Source organism: Pseudomonas sessilinigenes, assembly GCF_003850565.1.
Taxonomy (GTDB): Bacteria; Pseudomonadota; Gammaproteobacteria; order Pseudomonadales; family Pseudomonadaceae; genus Aquipseudomonas; species Aquipseudomonas sessilinigenes.
Genome location: NZ_CP027706.1, coordinates 4,258,443 through 4,273,481, shown reverse-complemented (window position 1 = coordinate 4,273,481; position 15,039 = coordinate 4,258,443). Strand labels below are relative to the sequence as shown.

At 63.0% G+C, this 15,039-nt stretch carries 13 protein-coding genes; 6 read left to right on the top strand and 7 right to left on the bottom strand.

The features are described from left to right. The first annotated feature begins 36 nt into the window (after positions 1–36). From pqqB to C4K39_RS19725, 5 genes are all read left to right on the top strand, one after another. Positions 37–948 carry a pyrroloquinoline quinone biosynthesis protein PqqB gene (pqqB, locus tag C4K39_RS19745; RefSeq protein WP_124347236.1) on the top strand — a complete coding sequence of 304 codons (912 nt, stop codon included), beginning with the start codon at positions 37–39 and terminating at the stop codon, positions 946–948. 93 nt (positions 949–1,041) lie between these two features. Beyond that, positions 1,042–1,794, top strand: coding sequence for a pyrroloquinoline-quinone synthase PqqC (pqqC, locus tag C4K39_RS19740; RefSeq protein WP_053137658.1), 753 nt, complete (start codon positions 1,042–1,044; stop codon positions 1,792–1,794). Next, positions 1,791–2,066: a pyrroloquinoline quinone biosynthesis peptide chaperone PqqD gene (pqqD, locus tag C4K39_RS19735; protein WP_022641451.1), complete on the top strand. Its 276-nt coding sequence runs from the start codon at positions 1,791–1,793 to the stop codon at positions 2,064–2,066. Before pqqC ends, pqqD begins: the two co-directional genes overlap by 4 nt. After that, positions 2,038–3,204, top strand: coding sequence for a pyrroloquinoline quinone biosynthesis protein PqqE (gene pqqE / locus C4K39_RS19730; protein WP_124347235.1), 1,167 nt, complete (start codon positions 2,038–2,040; stop codon positions 3,202–3,204). The genes pqqD and pqqE overlap by 29 nt, the downstream gene beginning before the upstream one ends. Beyond that, entirely contained in the window at positions 3,170–5,002 is a 1,833-nt protein-coding gene (locus C4K39_RS19725) for a S9 family peptidase (protein WP_124347234.1), read from the top strand. The genes pqqE and C4K39_RS19725 overlap by 35 nt, the downstream gene beginning before the upstream one ends. 34 nt (positions 5,003–5,036) lie before the next feature. On the opposite strand, the gene C4K39_RS19720 is transcribed toward C4K39_RS19725, so the two are convergent. From C4K39_RS19720 to C4K39_RS19705, 3 genes are all read right to left on the bottom strand, one after another. Beyond that, positions 5,037–5,195 carry a YqaE/Pmp3 family membrane protein gene (locus C4K39_RS19720; protein WP_011063854.1) on the bottom strand — a complete coding sequence of 53 codons (159 nt, stop codon included), beginning with the start codon at positions 5,193–5,195 and terminating at the stop codon, positions 5,037–5,039. A gap of 274 nt (positions 5,196–5,469) precedes the next feature. Continuing rightward, positions 5,470–6,195 (bottom strand): type 1 glutamine amidotransferase, encoded by a 726-nt coding sequence (locus C4K39_RS19710; protein WP_124347233.1) that lies wholly within the window; start codon positions 6,193–6,195, stop codon positions 5,470–5,472. Then, the gene (locus C4K39_RS19705) at positions 6,195–7,478 is read right to left on the bottom strand and encodes an aspartate aminotransferase family protein (RefSeq protein ID WP_124347232.1); all 1,284 of its coding nucleotides are present in this window, start codon (positions 7,476–7,478) and stop codon (positions 6,195–6,197) included. Before C4K39_RS19705 ends, C4K39_RS19710 begins: the two co-directional genes overlap by 1 nt. Before the next feature lie 230 nt (positions 7,479–7,708). On the opposite strand from C4K39_RS19705, the gene C4K39_RS19700 reads away from it, so the two are divergent. Then, the gene (locus tag C4K39_RS19700; protein WP_124347231.1) at positions 7,709–8,638 is read left to right on the top strand and encodes a LysR family transcriptional regulator; all 930 of its coding nucleotides are present in this window, start codon (positions 7,709–7,711) and stop codon (positions 8,636–8,638) included. 237 nt (positions 8,639–8,875) lie between these two features. Here the strand turns inward: C4K39_RS19700 and C4K39_RS19695 are convergent, their stop codons facing one another. The 4 genes from C4K39_RS19695 to C4K39_RS19680 all read right to left on the bottom strand — a co-directional run bounded on the left by C4K39_RS19695 (position 8,876) and on the right by C4K39_RS19680 (position 14,962). Continuing rightward, entirely contained in the window at positions 8,876–10,654 is a 1,779-nt protein-coding gene (locus C4K39_RS19695; RefSeq protein WP_124347230.1) for an acyl-CoA dehydrogenase C-terminal domain-containing protein, read from the bottom strand. 395 nt (positions 10,655–11,049) lie between these two features. Then, a complete protein-coding gene (locus C4K39_RS19690; protein WP_068575639.1) occupies positions 11,050–12,342 on the bottom strand; it encodes a GGDEF domain-containing protein in 1,293 nt (430 codons plus the stop codon). Positions 12,343–12,560: 218 nt separating this feature from the next. Continuing rightward, positions 12,561–14,366, bottom strand: coding sequence for a phenylacyl-CoA dehydrogenase (locus C4K39_RS19685; RefSeq protein ID WP_053137672.1), 1,806 nt, complete (start codon positions 14,364–14,366; stop codon positions 12,561–12,563). Between the two features lie 299 nt (positions 14,367–14,665). Continuing rightward, positions 14,666–14,962 carry a pyrroloquinoline quinone biosynthesis protein PqqE gene (locus C4K39_RS19680; protein ID WP_068575641.1) on the bottom strand — a complete coding sequence of 99 codons (297 nt, stop codon included), beginning with the start codon at positions 14,960–14,962 and terminating at the stop codon, positions 14,666–14,668. Between the last annotated feature and the right edge of the window lie 77 nt (positions 14,963–15,039).

The following is a 15,039-nucleotide window of genomic DNA, read 5'->3' as shown; positions in this document are numbered from 1 at the left end:
GTCCACAATCTTCAAGTCACAGCCCAGGGAGCGTCCATGTTTGTCCAGATTCTAGGTTCCGCCGCCGGCGGTGGTTTTCCGCAGTGGAACTGCAACTGCGTGAACTGCGCGGGATTTCGCGACGGCAGCCTGCGCGCCCAGGCCCGTACCCAGTCGTCCATTGCAATCTCCGATGACGGGGTGAATTGGGTGCTGTGCAACGCCTCCCCGGATATTCGCGCCCAACTGCAGGGCTTTGCCCCCATGCAACCCGGCCGAGCCCTGCGTGATACCGGGATCAGCGCCATCATCCTCATGGACAGCCAGATCGACCACACCACCGGCCTGCTCAGCCTGCGCGAAGGCTGCCCGCATCAGGTCTGGTGCACCGACATGGTCCACGAGGACCTGAGCACCGGCTTCCCGCTGTTCAAGATGCTCAGCCACTGGAACGGCGGCCTGCAATGGAACCGCATCGAACTGGACCAGAGCTTCAGCGTGCCTGCCTGCCCCAACCTGCGCTTCACCCCGCTGCCCCTGCGCAGCGCCGCACCGCCCTACTCGCCCCATCGCTTCGACCCGCACCCGGGCGACAACATCGGCCTGGTCGTCGAGGACCTGCGCACCGGCGGCAAGCTGTTCTACGCACCGGGCCTGGGCAAGGTGGACGCGCCGCTGCTGCAGATCATGGCCGCCAGCGACTGCCTGCTGGTGGACGGCACCTTGTGGGAAGACGACGAAATGCAGCGCCGTGGCGTCGGCACCCGTACCGGCCGGGAGATGGGCCACCTGGCGCAGAACGGCCCCGGCGGCATGCTCGAAGTGCTGGAACAGCTGCCACGCCAGCGCAAGGTGCTTATCCACATCAACAACACCAACCCGATCCTCGACGAAGACTCCGCCGAACGTGCCGAACTGGTACGCCGAAAGGTGGAAGTGGCTTACGACGGAATGAGTATTGAGCTGTAGGGCCGATCCCATACAAGCTCGGCCCCAGCGCCCTGGGGCCGTTTGCGCAACCGCGGGCCCGCCCGCGACCAGGCCAAGCCCCGGAGAACCCAGATGACCGACACCCCGCTGTCCCCCGCCGAATTCGAACAGGCCCTGCGCGCCAAGGGCGCCTATTACCACATCCATCACCCCTACCACGTGGCGATGTACGAAGGCCGGGCCAGCCGCGAGCAGATCCAGGGCTGGGTCGCCAACCGCTTCTACTACCAGGTGAACATCCCCATGAAGGATGCGGCGATCCTCGCCAACTGCCCGGACCGGGAAGTACGCCGCGAGTGGATCCAGCGCCTGCTGGACCATGACGGCGCCCCCGGCGAGGACGGTGGCATCGAGGCCTGGCTGCGCCTGGGCCAGGCCGTGGGCCTGGACCCGGACCAGTTGCGCTCCCAGGAGCTGGTATTGCCGGGGGTGCGCTTCGCCGTGGATGCCTACGTCAACTTCGCCCGGCGCGCCAGTTGGCAGGAAGCCGCCAGCAGCTCCCTGACCGAACTGTTCGCCCCGCAGATCCACCAGTCGCGCCTGGACAGCTGGCCCCAGCACTATCCGTGGATCGACCCGGCCGGCTACCAGTACTTCCGCACGCGCCTGGGCCAGGCCCGGCGAGACGTGGAGCACGGCCTGGCCATTACCCTGCAGCACTACACCACCCGCGCGGGCCAGGAGCGCATGCTGGAAATTCTCCAGTTCAAACTGGACATTCTTTGGAGCATGCTCGATGCCATGAGCATGGCCTATGAACTGAACCGCCCGCCTTATCACAGCGTCACCGAGCAGCGGGTCTGGCACAAAGGGATCACCTTATGAGTTTCGATCGCAGCAAAACCCCACGCTGGCGCCCCGGCTACCGCTTCCAGTACGAGCCGGCGCAAAAGGGCCATGTCCTGCTGTACCCCGAGGGCATGATCAAGCTCAACGACAGCGCCGCCCTGATCGGCGGCTTGATCGATGGCGAGCGCGACGTGGCAGCGATCATCGGCGAACTGCAGGTGCAGTTCCCCGGGGTCGCCGAGCTCGGTGACGATATCGAGCAATTCATGGAGGTCGCCCGTGCCCAGCACTGGATCGAACTCGGCTGATTCCAACGTGCCCGCCAAGCCGGAGATCGGCCTGCCGCTGTGGCTGCTGGCCGAGCTGACCTATCGCTGCCCGCTGCAATGCCCGTACTGCTCCAACCCGCTGGACTTCGCGGCACAGGGCAAGGAGCTCGATACTGCCCAGTGGCTCAAGGTGTTTCGCGAGGCCCGGGAGATGGGCGCCGCGCAGCTGGGCTTTTCCGGCGGCGAACCGCTGGTGCGCCAGGATCTGGCCGAACTGATCGGTGAGGCACGCAAGCTGGGGTTCTACACCAACCTGATCACCTCCGGCATCGGCCTCACCGAGCAGAAGATCAGCGACTTCAAGAAGGCTGGCCTGGACCATATCCAGATCAGCTTCCAGGCCAGCGACGAGCAGGTGAACAACCTGCTGGCCGGCTCCAAGAAGGCCTTCGCGCAGAAGCTGGAGATGGCCCGAGCGGTGAAGGCCCACGGCTACCCGATGGTGCTGAACTTCGTCACCCATCGGCACAACATCGACAAGATCGACCGCATCATCGAACTGTGCATCGCCCTGGAAGCCGACTTCGTCGAATTGGCCACCTGCCAGTTCTATGGCTGGGCCCAGCTCAATCGTGTTGGCCTGCTGCCGACTCAGGAGCAACTGGTGCGCGCCGAGCGCATCACCAACGAATACCGCGCCAAGCTGGAGGCCCAGGGGCATCCGTGCAAACTGATCTTCGTCACTCCGGACTACTACGAAGAACGCCCCAAGGCCTGCATGAACGGCTGGGGTAGCCTGTTCCTCACCGTGACCCCGGACGGTACGGCCCTGCCGTGCCATGGTGCTCGCCAGCTGCCGGTGCAATTTCCCAATGTGCGCGAGCACAGCATGCAGCACATCTGGTATGAATCCTTCGGCTTCAACCGCTTTCGCGGCTACGACTGGATGCCCGAACCGTGCCGCTCCTGCGACGAAAAGGAACAGGACTTCGGCGGCTGCCGTTGCCAGGCCTTCATGCTGACCGGCGACGCCAGCAATGCCGACCCGGTATGCAGCAAGTCGCCGCACCACGGAATGATCCTCAAGGCCCGGGAAGAGTCCGAAACCGCCACCCAGACCATCGAGCAATTGGCATTTCGCAATGAACGAAACTCACGCCTCATCGCCAAGGGTTGAACCCTTCAGTGCCAGCCAGGCCACCGCCGCTGGCGTCGACTTCGCCGAACTGCAACTGACGCCCCAGGGCCTGTTCTGGAACGAATATCGCCCAGAAGATGCCAGTTGCCGGATCTGGCACTGGCATCAGGGCCAGGCTCGTTGCCTGATCCCACCCGGCTTCAGTGCCCGCAGCCGGGTCTACGAATACGGCGGTGGTGCCTTCTGCATCGGCGCCGACAGCCTGCTGTTCGTCAACGACGAGGACCAGCAGCTGTATCGCCAGCCGTTGGCCGGTGGCACTCCCGTGGCGCTGACCCGGGGCGACTGCCGCTATGGAGATGTCCAGCATTACGCCGGCCAGGTCCTGGCCGTGGAGGAATGCGATGACCGCCATCGCTTGCTGGCCATCGATATCGAAACCGGGCACCAGCAGCTGCTGGCCGCCGGTGCCGATTTTTATGCCGCGCCCACCCTGAGCCCCAATGGCCAGCGCCTGGCCTGGATCGAATGGGACCGCCCCCATCAGCCCTGGACCAGCACTCGCCTGATGCTCGCCGAACGCCAGGCCGACGGTCGCTGGGGGGCGCCGCGTTGCATGGCGGGTGACAACGCCCAGGAGTCGTTGCAGCAACCGCGCTTCGACCGCGATGACCGACTGTGCTGCCTCACCGATCGCCAGGGCTTCTGGCAACCCTGGATCGAGTCGGGCAACGGCCTGCGAGCCTTGCCCTGTGCAGCGGCGGACCATGCCCCGGCCCCGTGGCAATTGGGTGGCTGTACCTGGCTGCCCCTCGGCGAAGAGACCTGGCTGGCCAGCTGGACCGAAGCAGGCTTCGGCCGCCTCGGCCTGCACCAAGCGGATGGCTCGCACGATGACTTCACTGGCGACTACAGCCGTTTTCGCAGCCTGGCGGTGGATGCACACCACATCTATTGCATCGCTGCCTCGCCCATCAGTCCCTCGGCGGTGATCGCCATCGACCGCGAGACTCACCAGGTCCAGGTGCTGGCCGGAGGCGTCGCCCCCTTACCGGCACACAGCATCAGTCGGCCGCAAACACTGTGCTACGCCAGTGGCGATGGCCAGGCCCATGGTTTCTTCTATCCGGCCATGAATGGCGTACAGCGCCCACCCCTGGTGGTGTTCATCCACGGTGGCCCGACGTCGGCCTGCTATCCGATGCTCGACCCTCGTATCCAGTTCTGGACCCAGCGTGGCTTTGCCGTAGCCGACCTGAATTACCGGGGCAGCACGGGTTATGGCCGTGCCTACCGCCAGGCGCTGCACCTGCGCTGGGGCGAAGTGGACGTGGAAGATGCCTGCGCCGTGGTAGCTCACCTGGCCGAGCAGGGCCTGATCGATCCGCGGCAGGCATTCATTCGTGGCGGCAGCGCCGGGGGCTATACCACCCTCTGCGCCCTGGCCTCGCGCCAGGTCTTCTGTGGCGGCGCCAGCTTGTATGGCGTCAGCGATCCCCTGGCCCTGGCCCGCACCACCCATAAGTTCGAAGGCGACTACCTGGACTGGTTGATCGGTGATCCCGAGCAGGATCGCGAGCGCTACCTGGCGCGTACGCCGTTGCTGCACGCCGGTCAGATCCGGGTGCCCGTCGTGTTCTTCCAGGGCGAGCTGGACGCCGTGGTGGTCCCCGAACAAACCCGGGTCATGCTCAAGGCCCTGCAAGAGCAGGGGCTTGCCGCCGAGGCCCATTACTACCCGGAAGAACGCCACGGTTTTCGCAAGGCCGCAAACCAGGCCCACGCCCTGGAACAGGAGTGGCTGTTCTACCGCAAGGTGTTGCAGGCGCAGCACTGAATATCAGGCCCGCCTGGAGCGGGCCTGATGCTTTCTAGCGCTTGGCGATGATGTACACCGCATGCACGATACCGGGGATGTATCCGCACAAGGTCAACAGGATGTTCAACCAGAAGGCGCCGCCGAATCCCACTTGCAGGAACACGCCAAGGGGCGGCAACAGGATGGCGAAGATAATGCGGATCAGATCCATGGATGACTCCTGACAGAAATGGCTCGGATGAGCCCTACCTGCAATCGACCCTGGCCTCTGGCCAGGGTTCAGCCCAATTGCCAACCGGCCTATGGCCCGCTCAAGCGAGGATCTCGACTCCGTGTTTGTGCACGGTGCCCAGCAGCTTGAGGGCCAGGCCGCTGGGGTGTTTATTGCCATTCAGGTCTGGAAAAAACAGAGACAAAAAAACGCCCCGTGCGAAAGATCGGACACGGGGCGATGCGTTATACCGCGAGACGGTTCAGGAATGCTGTTAGCGCAGGGTTGGGTGAGGTCCGGACAAATAGTCCAGCACCCGGAATAACGTCGGGGCCAGGCCGCTGCAATGAGGGATGCCAGCGAGGATCGCCTGGCGATCTTCGACACTCTCGGGGCCTGCATCCTGTTCGGCGCTCAACCACCCCTTGGGGCGCGACTGCAAGAGCGCCTCGATGCTTTGCAGGTCGCTCTGCAGCAAGCATTGCAAGCCAATGGCGCGCTCCTGCCAGATGAACCCCTGGTTGGCACAAGCCGCAGAGCGATACAGCGGCAAGGCGCCCTTGGGCAGATCGAAGCTCTCACCATGCCAATGGAACGCCATCAAGCGTTCCGGCAACGCCAGTCCCAGGGGCGAGTCCTGGGCGCTGGGGTACTTCTCCACGGGCCACCAGCCAATCTCGCTAGCAGCGCAGGGGCGGACCTGGGCGCCCAGGGCCTGGGCCAGGAGCTGGCCACCCAGGCCGATGCCCAGCACCCGTTTGCCGGCAGACAATGCCTTGCGCAGCAGGCGCTTTTCCGCAGCCAGCCAGGGCGCCTTCACCTCGTCATGGACACTCATGGGGCCACCCAGGAGGATCAGCAGGTCGAAGCTGTCCAGTCGCGGCAAACGGGCATGGGCATGCAGGTGGCAGATGTGTACCGCCGTGGCTCGCTCCAGCAGCCACTGACTGATACGGCCCGGGCCAGCGGCCGGGGAATGCTGCAGGATCAGTACACGCATCAGACGGCCACTCCCTTGCGACATTGCAATTGTGCGGTGCGGACCCGGGCAAAGGCCCTGGACAGGCGCAGCAGCATCTCGTCGATATTGCCCTTGCTCACGGTCAGCGCCGGAGTGAAACGCAGGCAGTCCGGTTGCACGGCGTTGAGCAGCAGCCCTTCCTGCAATGCAGCCTTGACCACCGCCTGCGCCGAATCGTCTGCCAGGCTCATGCCCCAGAGCAGTCCCTGGCCACGGACCTGACCCTGGGCGTAACGGCTGGCCAGGCGAGCCAGCCCCTGCCCCAGATACTGGCCATGGCTGCGTACCTGTTGCAGGAACCCCTGCTCCTGGAGGCAATCGAGCACCGCCAGGCCGGCCGAAGTCATCAGGGCATTACCGTGATGGGTGCCGTCGAGTTCGCCATGTTCGAAACAGCAGGCCTTGCCCCGGGCCAGCAGTGCCGCCAGCGGCACTCCACCGCCCAGGCCCTTGCCCAGGGCGATAATGTCGGCACGCACGCCATACAACTGCTCGGCGAGCAAGGTGCCGCAACGGCCGATACCGGTCTGGACTTCGTCGAAGATCAACAGGATGCCCAGCTCACGGCACAGCCGCTCCACGCCCTTGAGGTAATGCTCGGTGGCCGGTACGACCCCGGCCTCGCCCTGGATCGGTTCGAGCATGATCGCCACGGTTTGTGCGTCCACCGCCGCATGCAGGGCTGGCAGGTCATTGAACGGCACCTGGCTGAAACCCGGCAGGCGCGGTTCGAAACGATTACCCGCGGCGCCACCGCCTGCCGCCGACAGCGCGGCAAAACCTCGACCATGGCAGGCCTGGCTGGCCGTGATGATCCCCGCCGCTCCACCACGATGGAGCTGGCCCCACTTGCGGGCCAGCTTGATCGCCGCCTCGCAGGCCTCGCTACCACTGCCCAGCAGATAGGCCTGGTCGCTGCCGGTGCTGCGGCACAAGCGAGCGGCCAGCTTGAGCATGCCGCGGTTGTAGAACCCGGAGCCCGGGTTGATCAACGATTGCGCCTGGGCCGTCAGCGCATTGACCAGCACCGACGGGCTGTGGCCAAGGCTGTTGGCGGCTCCGGCCTGGGTGAAGTCCAGGTAGGTACGATCGTCGCTGTCCCAGAGCCAGGACCCCTGCCCCCGGACAAATACCGGCTGGGGGCGCTGGACGCTGGGCATCAGGCAATCGCTGGACAAGCTGTCGGCCATGGCGGCCGGGCTGGGGGCGATGGCCAGGTCGTCCAGGCTGGGCGGGGAACGGCGCAGGCTGAACAGGTTCATGCCGGCAGCCCCTGGAGCCACATCCCAGGTCGGCTGGCAACTGGACGTTTGTCGCGGTTACCGAGCTGAGCACGGCCCGTATTTTTTGCCTTGCCTATGTAAATGCCATCGACCCGAACGGTACTCATCGCCTTGCGCGGCCCTGTAAGCCTTGTGAATAGGCGCTAGACTAGGCTTCCACGGGGCTTCGGGCCATTTCGATTTTTAAGCTTTTTCGATAAGAAATACTTATGGATTTTAAGCAACTGCGTTACTTCGTCGCGGTGTATGAAGAAGGCCATGTAGGGCGTGCCGCCGAGCGTCTTTCGATCTCCCAACCGGCGCTCTCCCAGCAGATCCGCCAGCTGGAACAGCACCTGGATGTCAGTCTGTTCGAACGCAGTAGCAAGCGCCTGTTGCCGACCCTCGCCGCCCATACCCTGTACAATCACGCGCTGCCCCTGCTCGATGGCCTGCAACAGGCTCGCGAGGCCCTGCGCAACTTCAAGGGCCAGGCCCTGCGCACCCTGGCCATCGGCGTGCTGCAAACCGTGCACAGCAGCCTGGTACCACAAATGCTGGAACGGGTGCGCAAGGCCCAGCCACACCTGGTGGTGCAGATCTACGAATTGACCGGGCTGGAAATCGAACGGCGCCTGCTCAACGGTTCGCTGGACATCGGCATCAGCTATCTGCCACCGCGGCAACCGGGGCTGCATGGCGTTGCACTGTACGAAGACGAGCTGACCCTGGTCATCCCCGAGCAGCATCCCCTGCGCGAATTCAAGAAAGTATCCATGAGCCAGGCGGCCGAGCTACCGATGCTGTTGCTCGGGGAGGAATTCCAGATCCGCCAGATCTGGCAGGCACAACTGGCCAACCTGGGACGGCGTCCGCAGGTGCAAGCGGAATTGAATAATATGGCGGGGATTCTCGACAGCCTGCCTCATACCCGGCTGGCCACGGTCTTGCCGGGACGCTCCCAGCAGCAGCACGGCAACCGGGAATTGCTCTGGAAGCCCTTGAGCGAGCCCAGGGTGCCGCTGAAAGTCGGATTGGTGTGCCGTGACCTGCAGCGTCAGCAAGGAACGCTGGAATTGCTGCGTACGCTATTGGAGGACCCGCTGCATACCCAGGACGGACGCCTGAGTGGCCCGGTGCTGCCGGAAACCCTGGGCTGAAACAGCGAGAGGAAAAAATCCGGGCAAAAGAAAACCCCGCCGAAGCGGGGCTTTGCAGACTGTTTCCCTGACATCCATTTCACTCCACCATCCTGGCGGAATCCTACGTGTCCGTGTTGTTGCTTTGCGCTTCCTGCGCGACGTCCATGTAACGTAGATTAGCTGTACCCCTTATCCACCGATATGGGCGAACTGCAGCACGTGATGTAAGAGATGACTTACAGGCACTTTGCCCGATCAAAACTGCTCCGCAGGCAACAGGAACAGTGATTCGCTACCGGCCTTGACCGAAGCGCTCAGGGAATGAATACGCGGCAGCAGGCGAGCGAAGTAGAAACGCGCCGTTCCCAGCTTGCTGGCATAAAAATCATCGTTCTGCTCCTTGCCCAGGGCCGCCTTGGCCATCAGTGCCCACATGTAGGCATAGGCCGTGTAGCCGAATACCTGCAGGTACTCCACGGACGCTGCGCCAATCTCGTTGGAATTGGTCGCCGCGCGATCCAGCACCCAGGTGGTCAGCTCATCCAGGTTGTCCAGTGCCGCATTGAGCGGACGGACGAACTCACCCAGCGTGGCATCGGCGGTCGCGGTGAAGTGGCGGATCTCCTCGGCAAACAGCTTGTAGAACGCACCGCCGCTACCAACGATCTTGCGCCCTACCAGGTCCAGGGCCTGGATACCGTTGGTGCCCTCATAGATCTGGGTAATGCGCACGTCACGCACCAGTTGTTCCTGACCCCACTCGCGGATGTAACCGTGGCCACCAAAGATCTGCTGGCCATGGACCGTGGTTTCCAGGCCCAGGTCCGTAAGGAATGCCTTGGCGACGGGGGTCAGCAGGGCCACCAGGCTCTCCGCACGCTTGCGGGTGTCGGTATCCTCGCTGAACTTGGCGGTATCCAGTTGCATCGCCACATAAGTGGAGAATGCCCGACCGCCTTCGTTGGCCGCTTTCATGGTCAGCAGCATGCGGCGCACGTCCGGGTGGACAATGATCGGATCGGCAGGCTTGTCCTTGGCTTGCGGGCCGGTCGGTGCACGGCTCTGCAGGCGGTCACGGGCGTACTCCACCGCGTTCTGGTAGGAACGCTCGCCAGTGGCCAGGCCCTGGATGCCCACCCCCAGGCGCTCGTAGTTCATCATGGTGAACATGGCCGCCAGGCCCTTGTTCGGCTCGCCCACCAGGTAACCCAGAGCCTGGTCGAAGTTCATCACACAGGTAGCGGAAGCCTGGATGCCCATCTTGTGCTCGATCGAACCGCAGCTCACCAGGTTGCGCTCGCCCAGGCTGCCATCGGCGTTGACCATGAACTTGGGCACCAGGAACAGCGAGATGCCCTTGGGACCAGCCGGTGCATCCGGCAGCTTGGCCAGCACCAGATGGATGATGTTTTCCGTCAGGTCGTGTTCGCCACCCGTGATGAAGATCTTGGTCCCGGTGATCGCATAGGCGCCATCGGCCCGTGGCTCGGCCTTGGTGCGGATGATCCCCAGGTCGGTGCCGGCGTGAGGCTCGGTCAGGCACATGGAACCGGCCCAGACACCGGCATACATGTTCGGCAGGTAAGTGGCCTTGAGCTCTTCGCTGGCGTGGGCGTTGATCGATAGGCACGCCCCGGCAGTCAGCATCGGGTACAGGCCGAACGCGAGGCTGGCGGAGTTGACCATTTCCTCGACCTGGGCCGATACCACCTTGGGCATGCCCATGCCACCGAACTCGGGATCACCACCGACCCCGACCCAGCCGCCCTCGGCGTAAGTCTGGTAGGCCTGTGGAAAACCTTCTGGAGTGGTGACCGCAGTATCGTTCCAGCGGCAGCCCTCTTCATCGCCACTGCGGCTCAGCGGGCCGATGCTCCTGGCGGTGACTTTGCCCGCTTCTTCCAGGATCGCCTCGACGGTCTCGGCATCCACCGTTTCTGCCAGCGCCGGCAACTGGCCCCAGAGTTTGTCGACCTCGAAGACTTCATTGAGGACGAAGCGCATATCGCGCAGGGGCGCTTTGTAGTCAGCCATGGCAAACCTCGCAAGATCTAAAGACAAGCGGGCCGGAGTGGGCCCATTTACGGAGAGTCGAGTGTACCCGAACAACTTTTGAGACACATAGGGTCATCTGGTGACCGTTTTGTAATTTTTAGTCAATAACTGGCAATAGCATGACAAGGCCGGCCGAGAGCGGGGCTTTTGACAGATGTGACCGTTTGTCTAACCGCTGAAAAGTGCTACCGGCAGACGGACCTTGGCCCCTGGCAGCAGTCGATGGAAATCAAGAAACGTGGGGGCCGGCCTGGCCAGCGCACGGTGGTGCTGGGCGCACCGGCATCGGCGTTTGCGGCAACAGGTCATTGCAACCTACTGCCGCCATCCAGGCCTGCCAATGATCGTACGGGCGCTGAATACGCCGCCATCACCTAACCTGCGGCCGCGTCCATCCGCACTGCGCCGCGTCGGTTCTGCCCAAAGGCCATCACGCAGTTACGCCCCGCGCCCTTGGCGCTATAGAGCGCCTGGTCGGCAGACTTGAGCACTTCCTCGGGAGTCCGGTGCTCCATCAGCCGCTCGGCAACGCCGATACTGATGGTCACCGACACGCTGGAAGCCCCTGCGGCGCCACGGCGCTGGCGACCTTGCTGGTCGTCCTGGGGACGATTTTCCTGGTTGCGCAACTGGATGTTATAGCCGGCGATGATCTCGCGGATCATCTCCAGGTGCGGCATGCATTCATCCAGGCTCTTGCCGGCGAACACCACGGCGAACTCCTCGCCACCATAACGATAGGCCCGGCCGCCACCGGTGACCTTCGACAACTTGCTGGCCACCAGGCGCAGCACCTGGTCACCCACGTCATGGCCATGGGTGTCGTTGAATTTCTTGAAGTGGTCGACGTCGGTCATGGCCAGCACGTAGTTGCGCCCCAGCCGCTGCATGCGTTCGTTCAGGGCACGGCGCCCCGGCAGCCCGGTCAACTCATCGCGAAAGGCCATCTGGTAGGCCTCGTGGGCCACCGCAGAGGCAATCATCAACATCACCTGGCTGCACATGATGTTCAGGGTGAAGGGCAGGATGAACGTCTTGGGCAGCATCCAGAACAGCCCGAGCAAGCCCACCAGTTGTGCCGCATGCAGCGGCCGTGGGCTGCGCCAGTACTGGATCGCCAACAGCAGGAAGGCGGCGAAGAACACCGGATAGGACAACTGGATCAGGCTCATCCAGCTGCCATGCAGGGCTGGCCAGCGAATCTCTGCCAGCCAGGCCAGCAGCGCCTGGGGATAACTTTGCTCCAGGCCCAGGGCCACGCTGCCGAAGGCGAGCAACACGGCGAAGCGCGCCACCATGTCCTGGAACAGATGCGTGCGCTCCTGCCAGGCAGCGAACAAACCGAACAGCAAGGGCAGCAACAGGCAGCACAGGTGGAATACCACCGCGGCATCCTCACGGACCCGGCCATTGTCCCGGTAGAAGTCGGTCTGGGTATCGAGCAGGAAGTAGGCGATGTACACCGTGACCATCAGGAACAGCTCGCGCTGGCGTCGATACACCGCGCAATACGCCCCGCCGAGCAACAGCACCAGGGTCGGCAGCACGTTGAACAGCGAAGTGAAGAATACGTTGAGGTCCTTGACGTAGGCGGCCGCCAGCCCAGCAAGCAGAAGCAGTAAAGACGGAAGAAAGTGACTGAAACGTACAGCGGAAGAACGCGGCAAGGGTAAAACTCCAACCCGGCTTATCAGTAGATGGCATTGTGCCTTCATTGCAGAAGTTAAGCACATGCGATGTGACAGGCGTCACATTGCCACCTCTGTAACGGCAGGGAATCGCTTCAGCTTAGCGTTTTAGTCGGGAATTTTTACCGAAGGTCCGCAGATGCAAAAAAGCCGCTCGCCCCGAGGGGCGAGCGGCTTCGCAGTGGAGCCGGACAGGCTTAGTAAGCCAGGCCGAAATCCTCTTCCTTCATGTCCATCAGGTTGTTGGCGCCCGACAGCATGGTGGCGACATGAGTGCGAGTACGCGGCAGGATGCGCTGGAAGTAGAAGCGCGCGGTCTGCAGCTTGGCGGTGTAGAAGGCCTCTTCGGTGGTGCCGGCAGCCAGCTTCTCGGCCGCCAGGCGTGCCATGTCGGCCCAGAAGTAGGCCAGGCAGGCATAACCGGAGTACATCAGGTAGTCCACCGAAGCAGCACCGACTTCTTCACGGTCCTTCATCGCGGCCATGCCCACTTTCATGGTCAGCTCGCCCCATTCCTTGTTCAGTGCCGCCAGCGGTGCCACGAATTCCTTCACGGCTTCGTTGCCTTCGTTGTTCTGGCAGAACTTGTGGACGATCTTGGTGAACCCCTTCAGCGCCTCGCCCTGGGTCATCAGCACCTTGCGGCCCAGCAGGTCCAGGGCCTGGATACCGGTGGTGCCTTCGTACAGCATCGAGATACGGCTGTCGCGAACGTTCTGCTCCATGCCCCACTCGGCGATGAAACCGTGGCCACCGTAGATCTGCACGCCGTGGTTGGCGGATTCGAAGCCCACCTCGGTCATGAAGGCCTTGGCGATCGGGGTCATGAAGGCCAGCAGGGCATCGGCCTTCTTCTTCTCTTCTTCATCCACACCGTACTTGACGATGTCCACCTGCTTGGCGGTGAAGTAGACCATGGCGCGGTTGCCTTCGGCGAACGCCTTCATGGTCAGCAGCATGCGACGCACGTCCGGGTGCACGATGATCGGGTCGGCAGCCTTGTCCGGTGCTTTCGGGCCGGTCAGCGAGCGCATTTGCAGGCGGTCGCGAGCGTATTTCAGGCCACCCTGGAAACCGATCTCGGCGTGGGCCAGGCCTTGCAGCGCAGTACCCAGGCGAGCGGTGTTCATGAAGGTGAACATGCAGTTCAGGCCTTTGTTCGCCGGGCCGATCAGGAAACCGGTGGCCGCGTCGAAGTTCATCACGCAGGTGGCGTTGCCGTGGATACCCATCTTGTGTTCCAGGGAACCGCAGCTCACGGCGTTACGCTGGCCGACAGAGCCATCGGCGTTGGGCAGGAACTTGGGCACGATGAACAGCGAGATACCCTTGGTGCCGGCCGGGGCGTCCGGCAGGCGAGCCAGTACGATGTGGACGATGTTGTCGGCCATATCGTGTTCACCGGCGGAGATGAAGATCTTGGTACCGGTGACTTTGTAGGAACCGTCGGCCTGAGGCTCGGCCTTGGTGCGCAGCATGCCCAGGTCGGTGCCGCAATGTGGCTCGGTCAGGCACATGGTGCCGGTCCACTCGCCGGTCACCAGCTTGGTCAGGTAGGCGTCTTGCTGCTCAGGCGTACCGTGGGCGGAAATGGTGTTCATCGCGCCATGGGACAGGCCTGGGTACATGCCCCACGACCAGTTGGCCTCACCGACCATTTCGCTGACCGCCAGGCCCAGCGACTCAGGCAGGCCCTGGCCGCCGTGTTCGACGTCGTGGGCCAGGCTTGGCCAGCCGCCTTCGACGAACTGCTTGTAGGCTTCCTTGAAGCCGGTTGGGGTCTTAACGCCGGATTCACTCCAGGTGCAACCTTCCAGGTCGCCTACACGGTTCAGCGGCGCCAGCACCTGCTCACAAAACTTCGCACCTTCCTCGAGAATGGCGTCAACCATGTCCGGAGTGGCGTCCTGGCAAGCCGGGAGGCTCTGATAGTGCGCCTCATAACCAAGCAGCTCGTCACGAACGAAGCGAATATCACGCAAGGGGGCCTTGTAGTCAGGCATAGCGATAAACCTCTGCTGATGTAACCGGGAATGAACAACCGCGTTGAGTTTTTATAGCGGTCAAACAGTTGTTTGAAACATACGTTTACGCCCAAATCTTGTCAAGCGTCGGACAAATACCTTTCGTCATCGCCATGTAACACCCGCGTAGGCCAAGGCCCACGGCACTGCCATGAAGTGTAGAAGCCGGCTAGTCGGCAATCAGTCAGCGCAAGAATTCAGCCGAGGACATGGCATAAAGACAGGCATGAAAAAGCCCGGCCCCCGAAAACGGGGGCCGGGCTTCGACGAAAGGACAATCAGGCGTAGGTGTCGATCAGCGTACCGAGGGCTTCATCCGAGGCCTTGGCGACCTTGACGCCCAGTTCCACCTGGAACTTGCCGGCGGACATTTCCACCACGCTGCTGGCCACGTCCGACTCCTGGCTGCGGTCCACACCGCGCAGGCGGTTGACCTGAAGCTCCGACGACTGACTGCCCGCGGAGCGGTCGACAGCGGTGCTGGCAATCTGGCCAGCGGCTTGATCGACACGATTCTGCCCGGCCTGAATCGCGTTCAGCCCGGCGTAGAAAGCGCTGTTCCCGGAAATTTCCATGAGAGAACTCGACCTGGAAAATGAATGACGGGTGTCATTGAAGCAGACCCGTCAAGAAAACGCCCGTCAAAAACACT

What these genes read in the sequence shown, in the direction of transcription:
- C4K39_RS19680 (WP_068575641.1), bottom strand. Translation starts at nt 14,962, where the DNA reads ATGGAAATTTCCGGGAACAGCGCTTTCTACGCCGGGCTGAACGCGATT.
- C4K39_RS19710 (WP_124347233.1), bottom strand. Translation starts at nt 6,195, where the DNA reads ATGCGTGTACTGATCCTGCAGCATTCCCCGGCCGCTGGCCCGGGCCGT.
- C4K39_RS19685 (WP_053137672.1), bottom strand. Translation starts at nt 14,366, where the DNA reads ATGCCTGACTACAAGGCCCCCTTGCGTGATATTCGCTTCGTTCGTGAC.
- C4K39_RS19725 (WP_124347234.1), top strand. Translation starts at nt 3,170, where the DNA reads ATGAACGAAACTCACGCCTCATCGCCAAGGGTTGAACCCTTCAGTGCC.
- C4K39_RS19720 (WP_011063854.1), bottom strand. Translation starts at nt 5,195, where the DNA reads ATGGATCTGATCCGCATTATCTTCGCCATCCTGTTGCCGCCCCTTGGC.
- pqqB (WP_124347236.1), top strand. Translation starts at nt 37, where the DNA reads ATGTTTGTCCAGATTCTAGGTTCCGCCGCCGGCGGTGGTTTTCCGCAG.
- C4K39_RS19705 (WP_124347232.1), bottom strand. Translation starts at nt 7,478, where the DNA reads ATGAACCTGTTCAGCCTGCGCCGTTCCCCGCCCAGCCTGGACGACCTG.
- C4K39_RS19700 (WP_124347231.1), top strand. Translation starts at nt 7,709, where the DNA reads ATGGATTTTAAGCAACTGCGTTACTTCGTCGCGGTGTATGAAGAAGGC.
- pqqD (WP_022641451.1), top strand. Translation starts at nt 1,791, where the DNA reads ATGAGTTTCGATCGCAGCAAAACCCCACGCTGGCGCCCCGGCTACCGC.
- pqqC (WP_053137658.1), top strand. Translation starts at nt 1,042, where the DNA reads ATGACCGACACCCCGCTGTCCCCCGCCGAATTCGAACAGGCCCTGCGC.
- C4K39_RS19695 (WP_124347230.1), bottom strand. Translation starts at nt 10,654, where the DNA reads ATGGCTGACTACAAAGCGCCCCTGCGCGATATGCGCTTCGTCCTCAAT.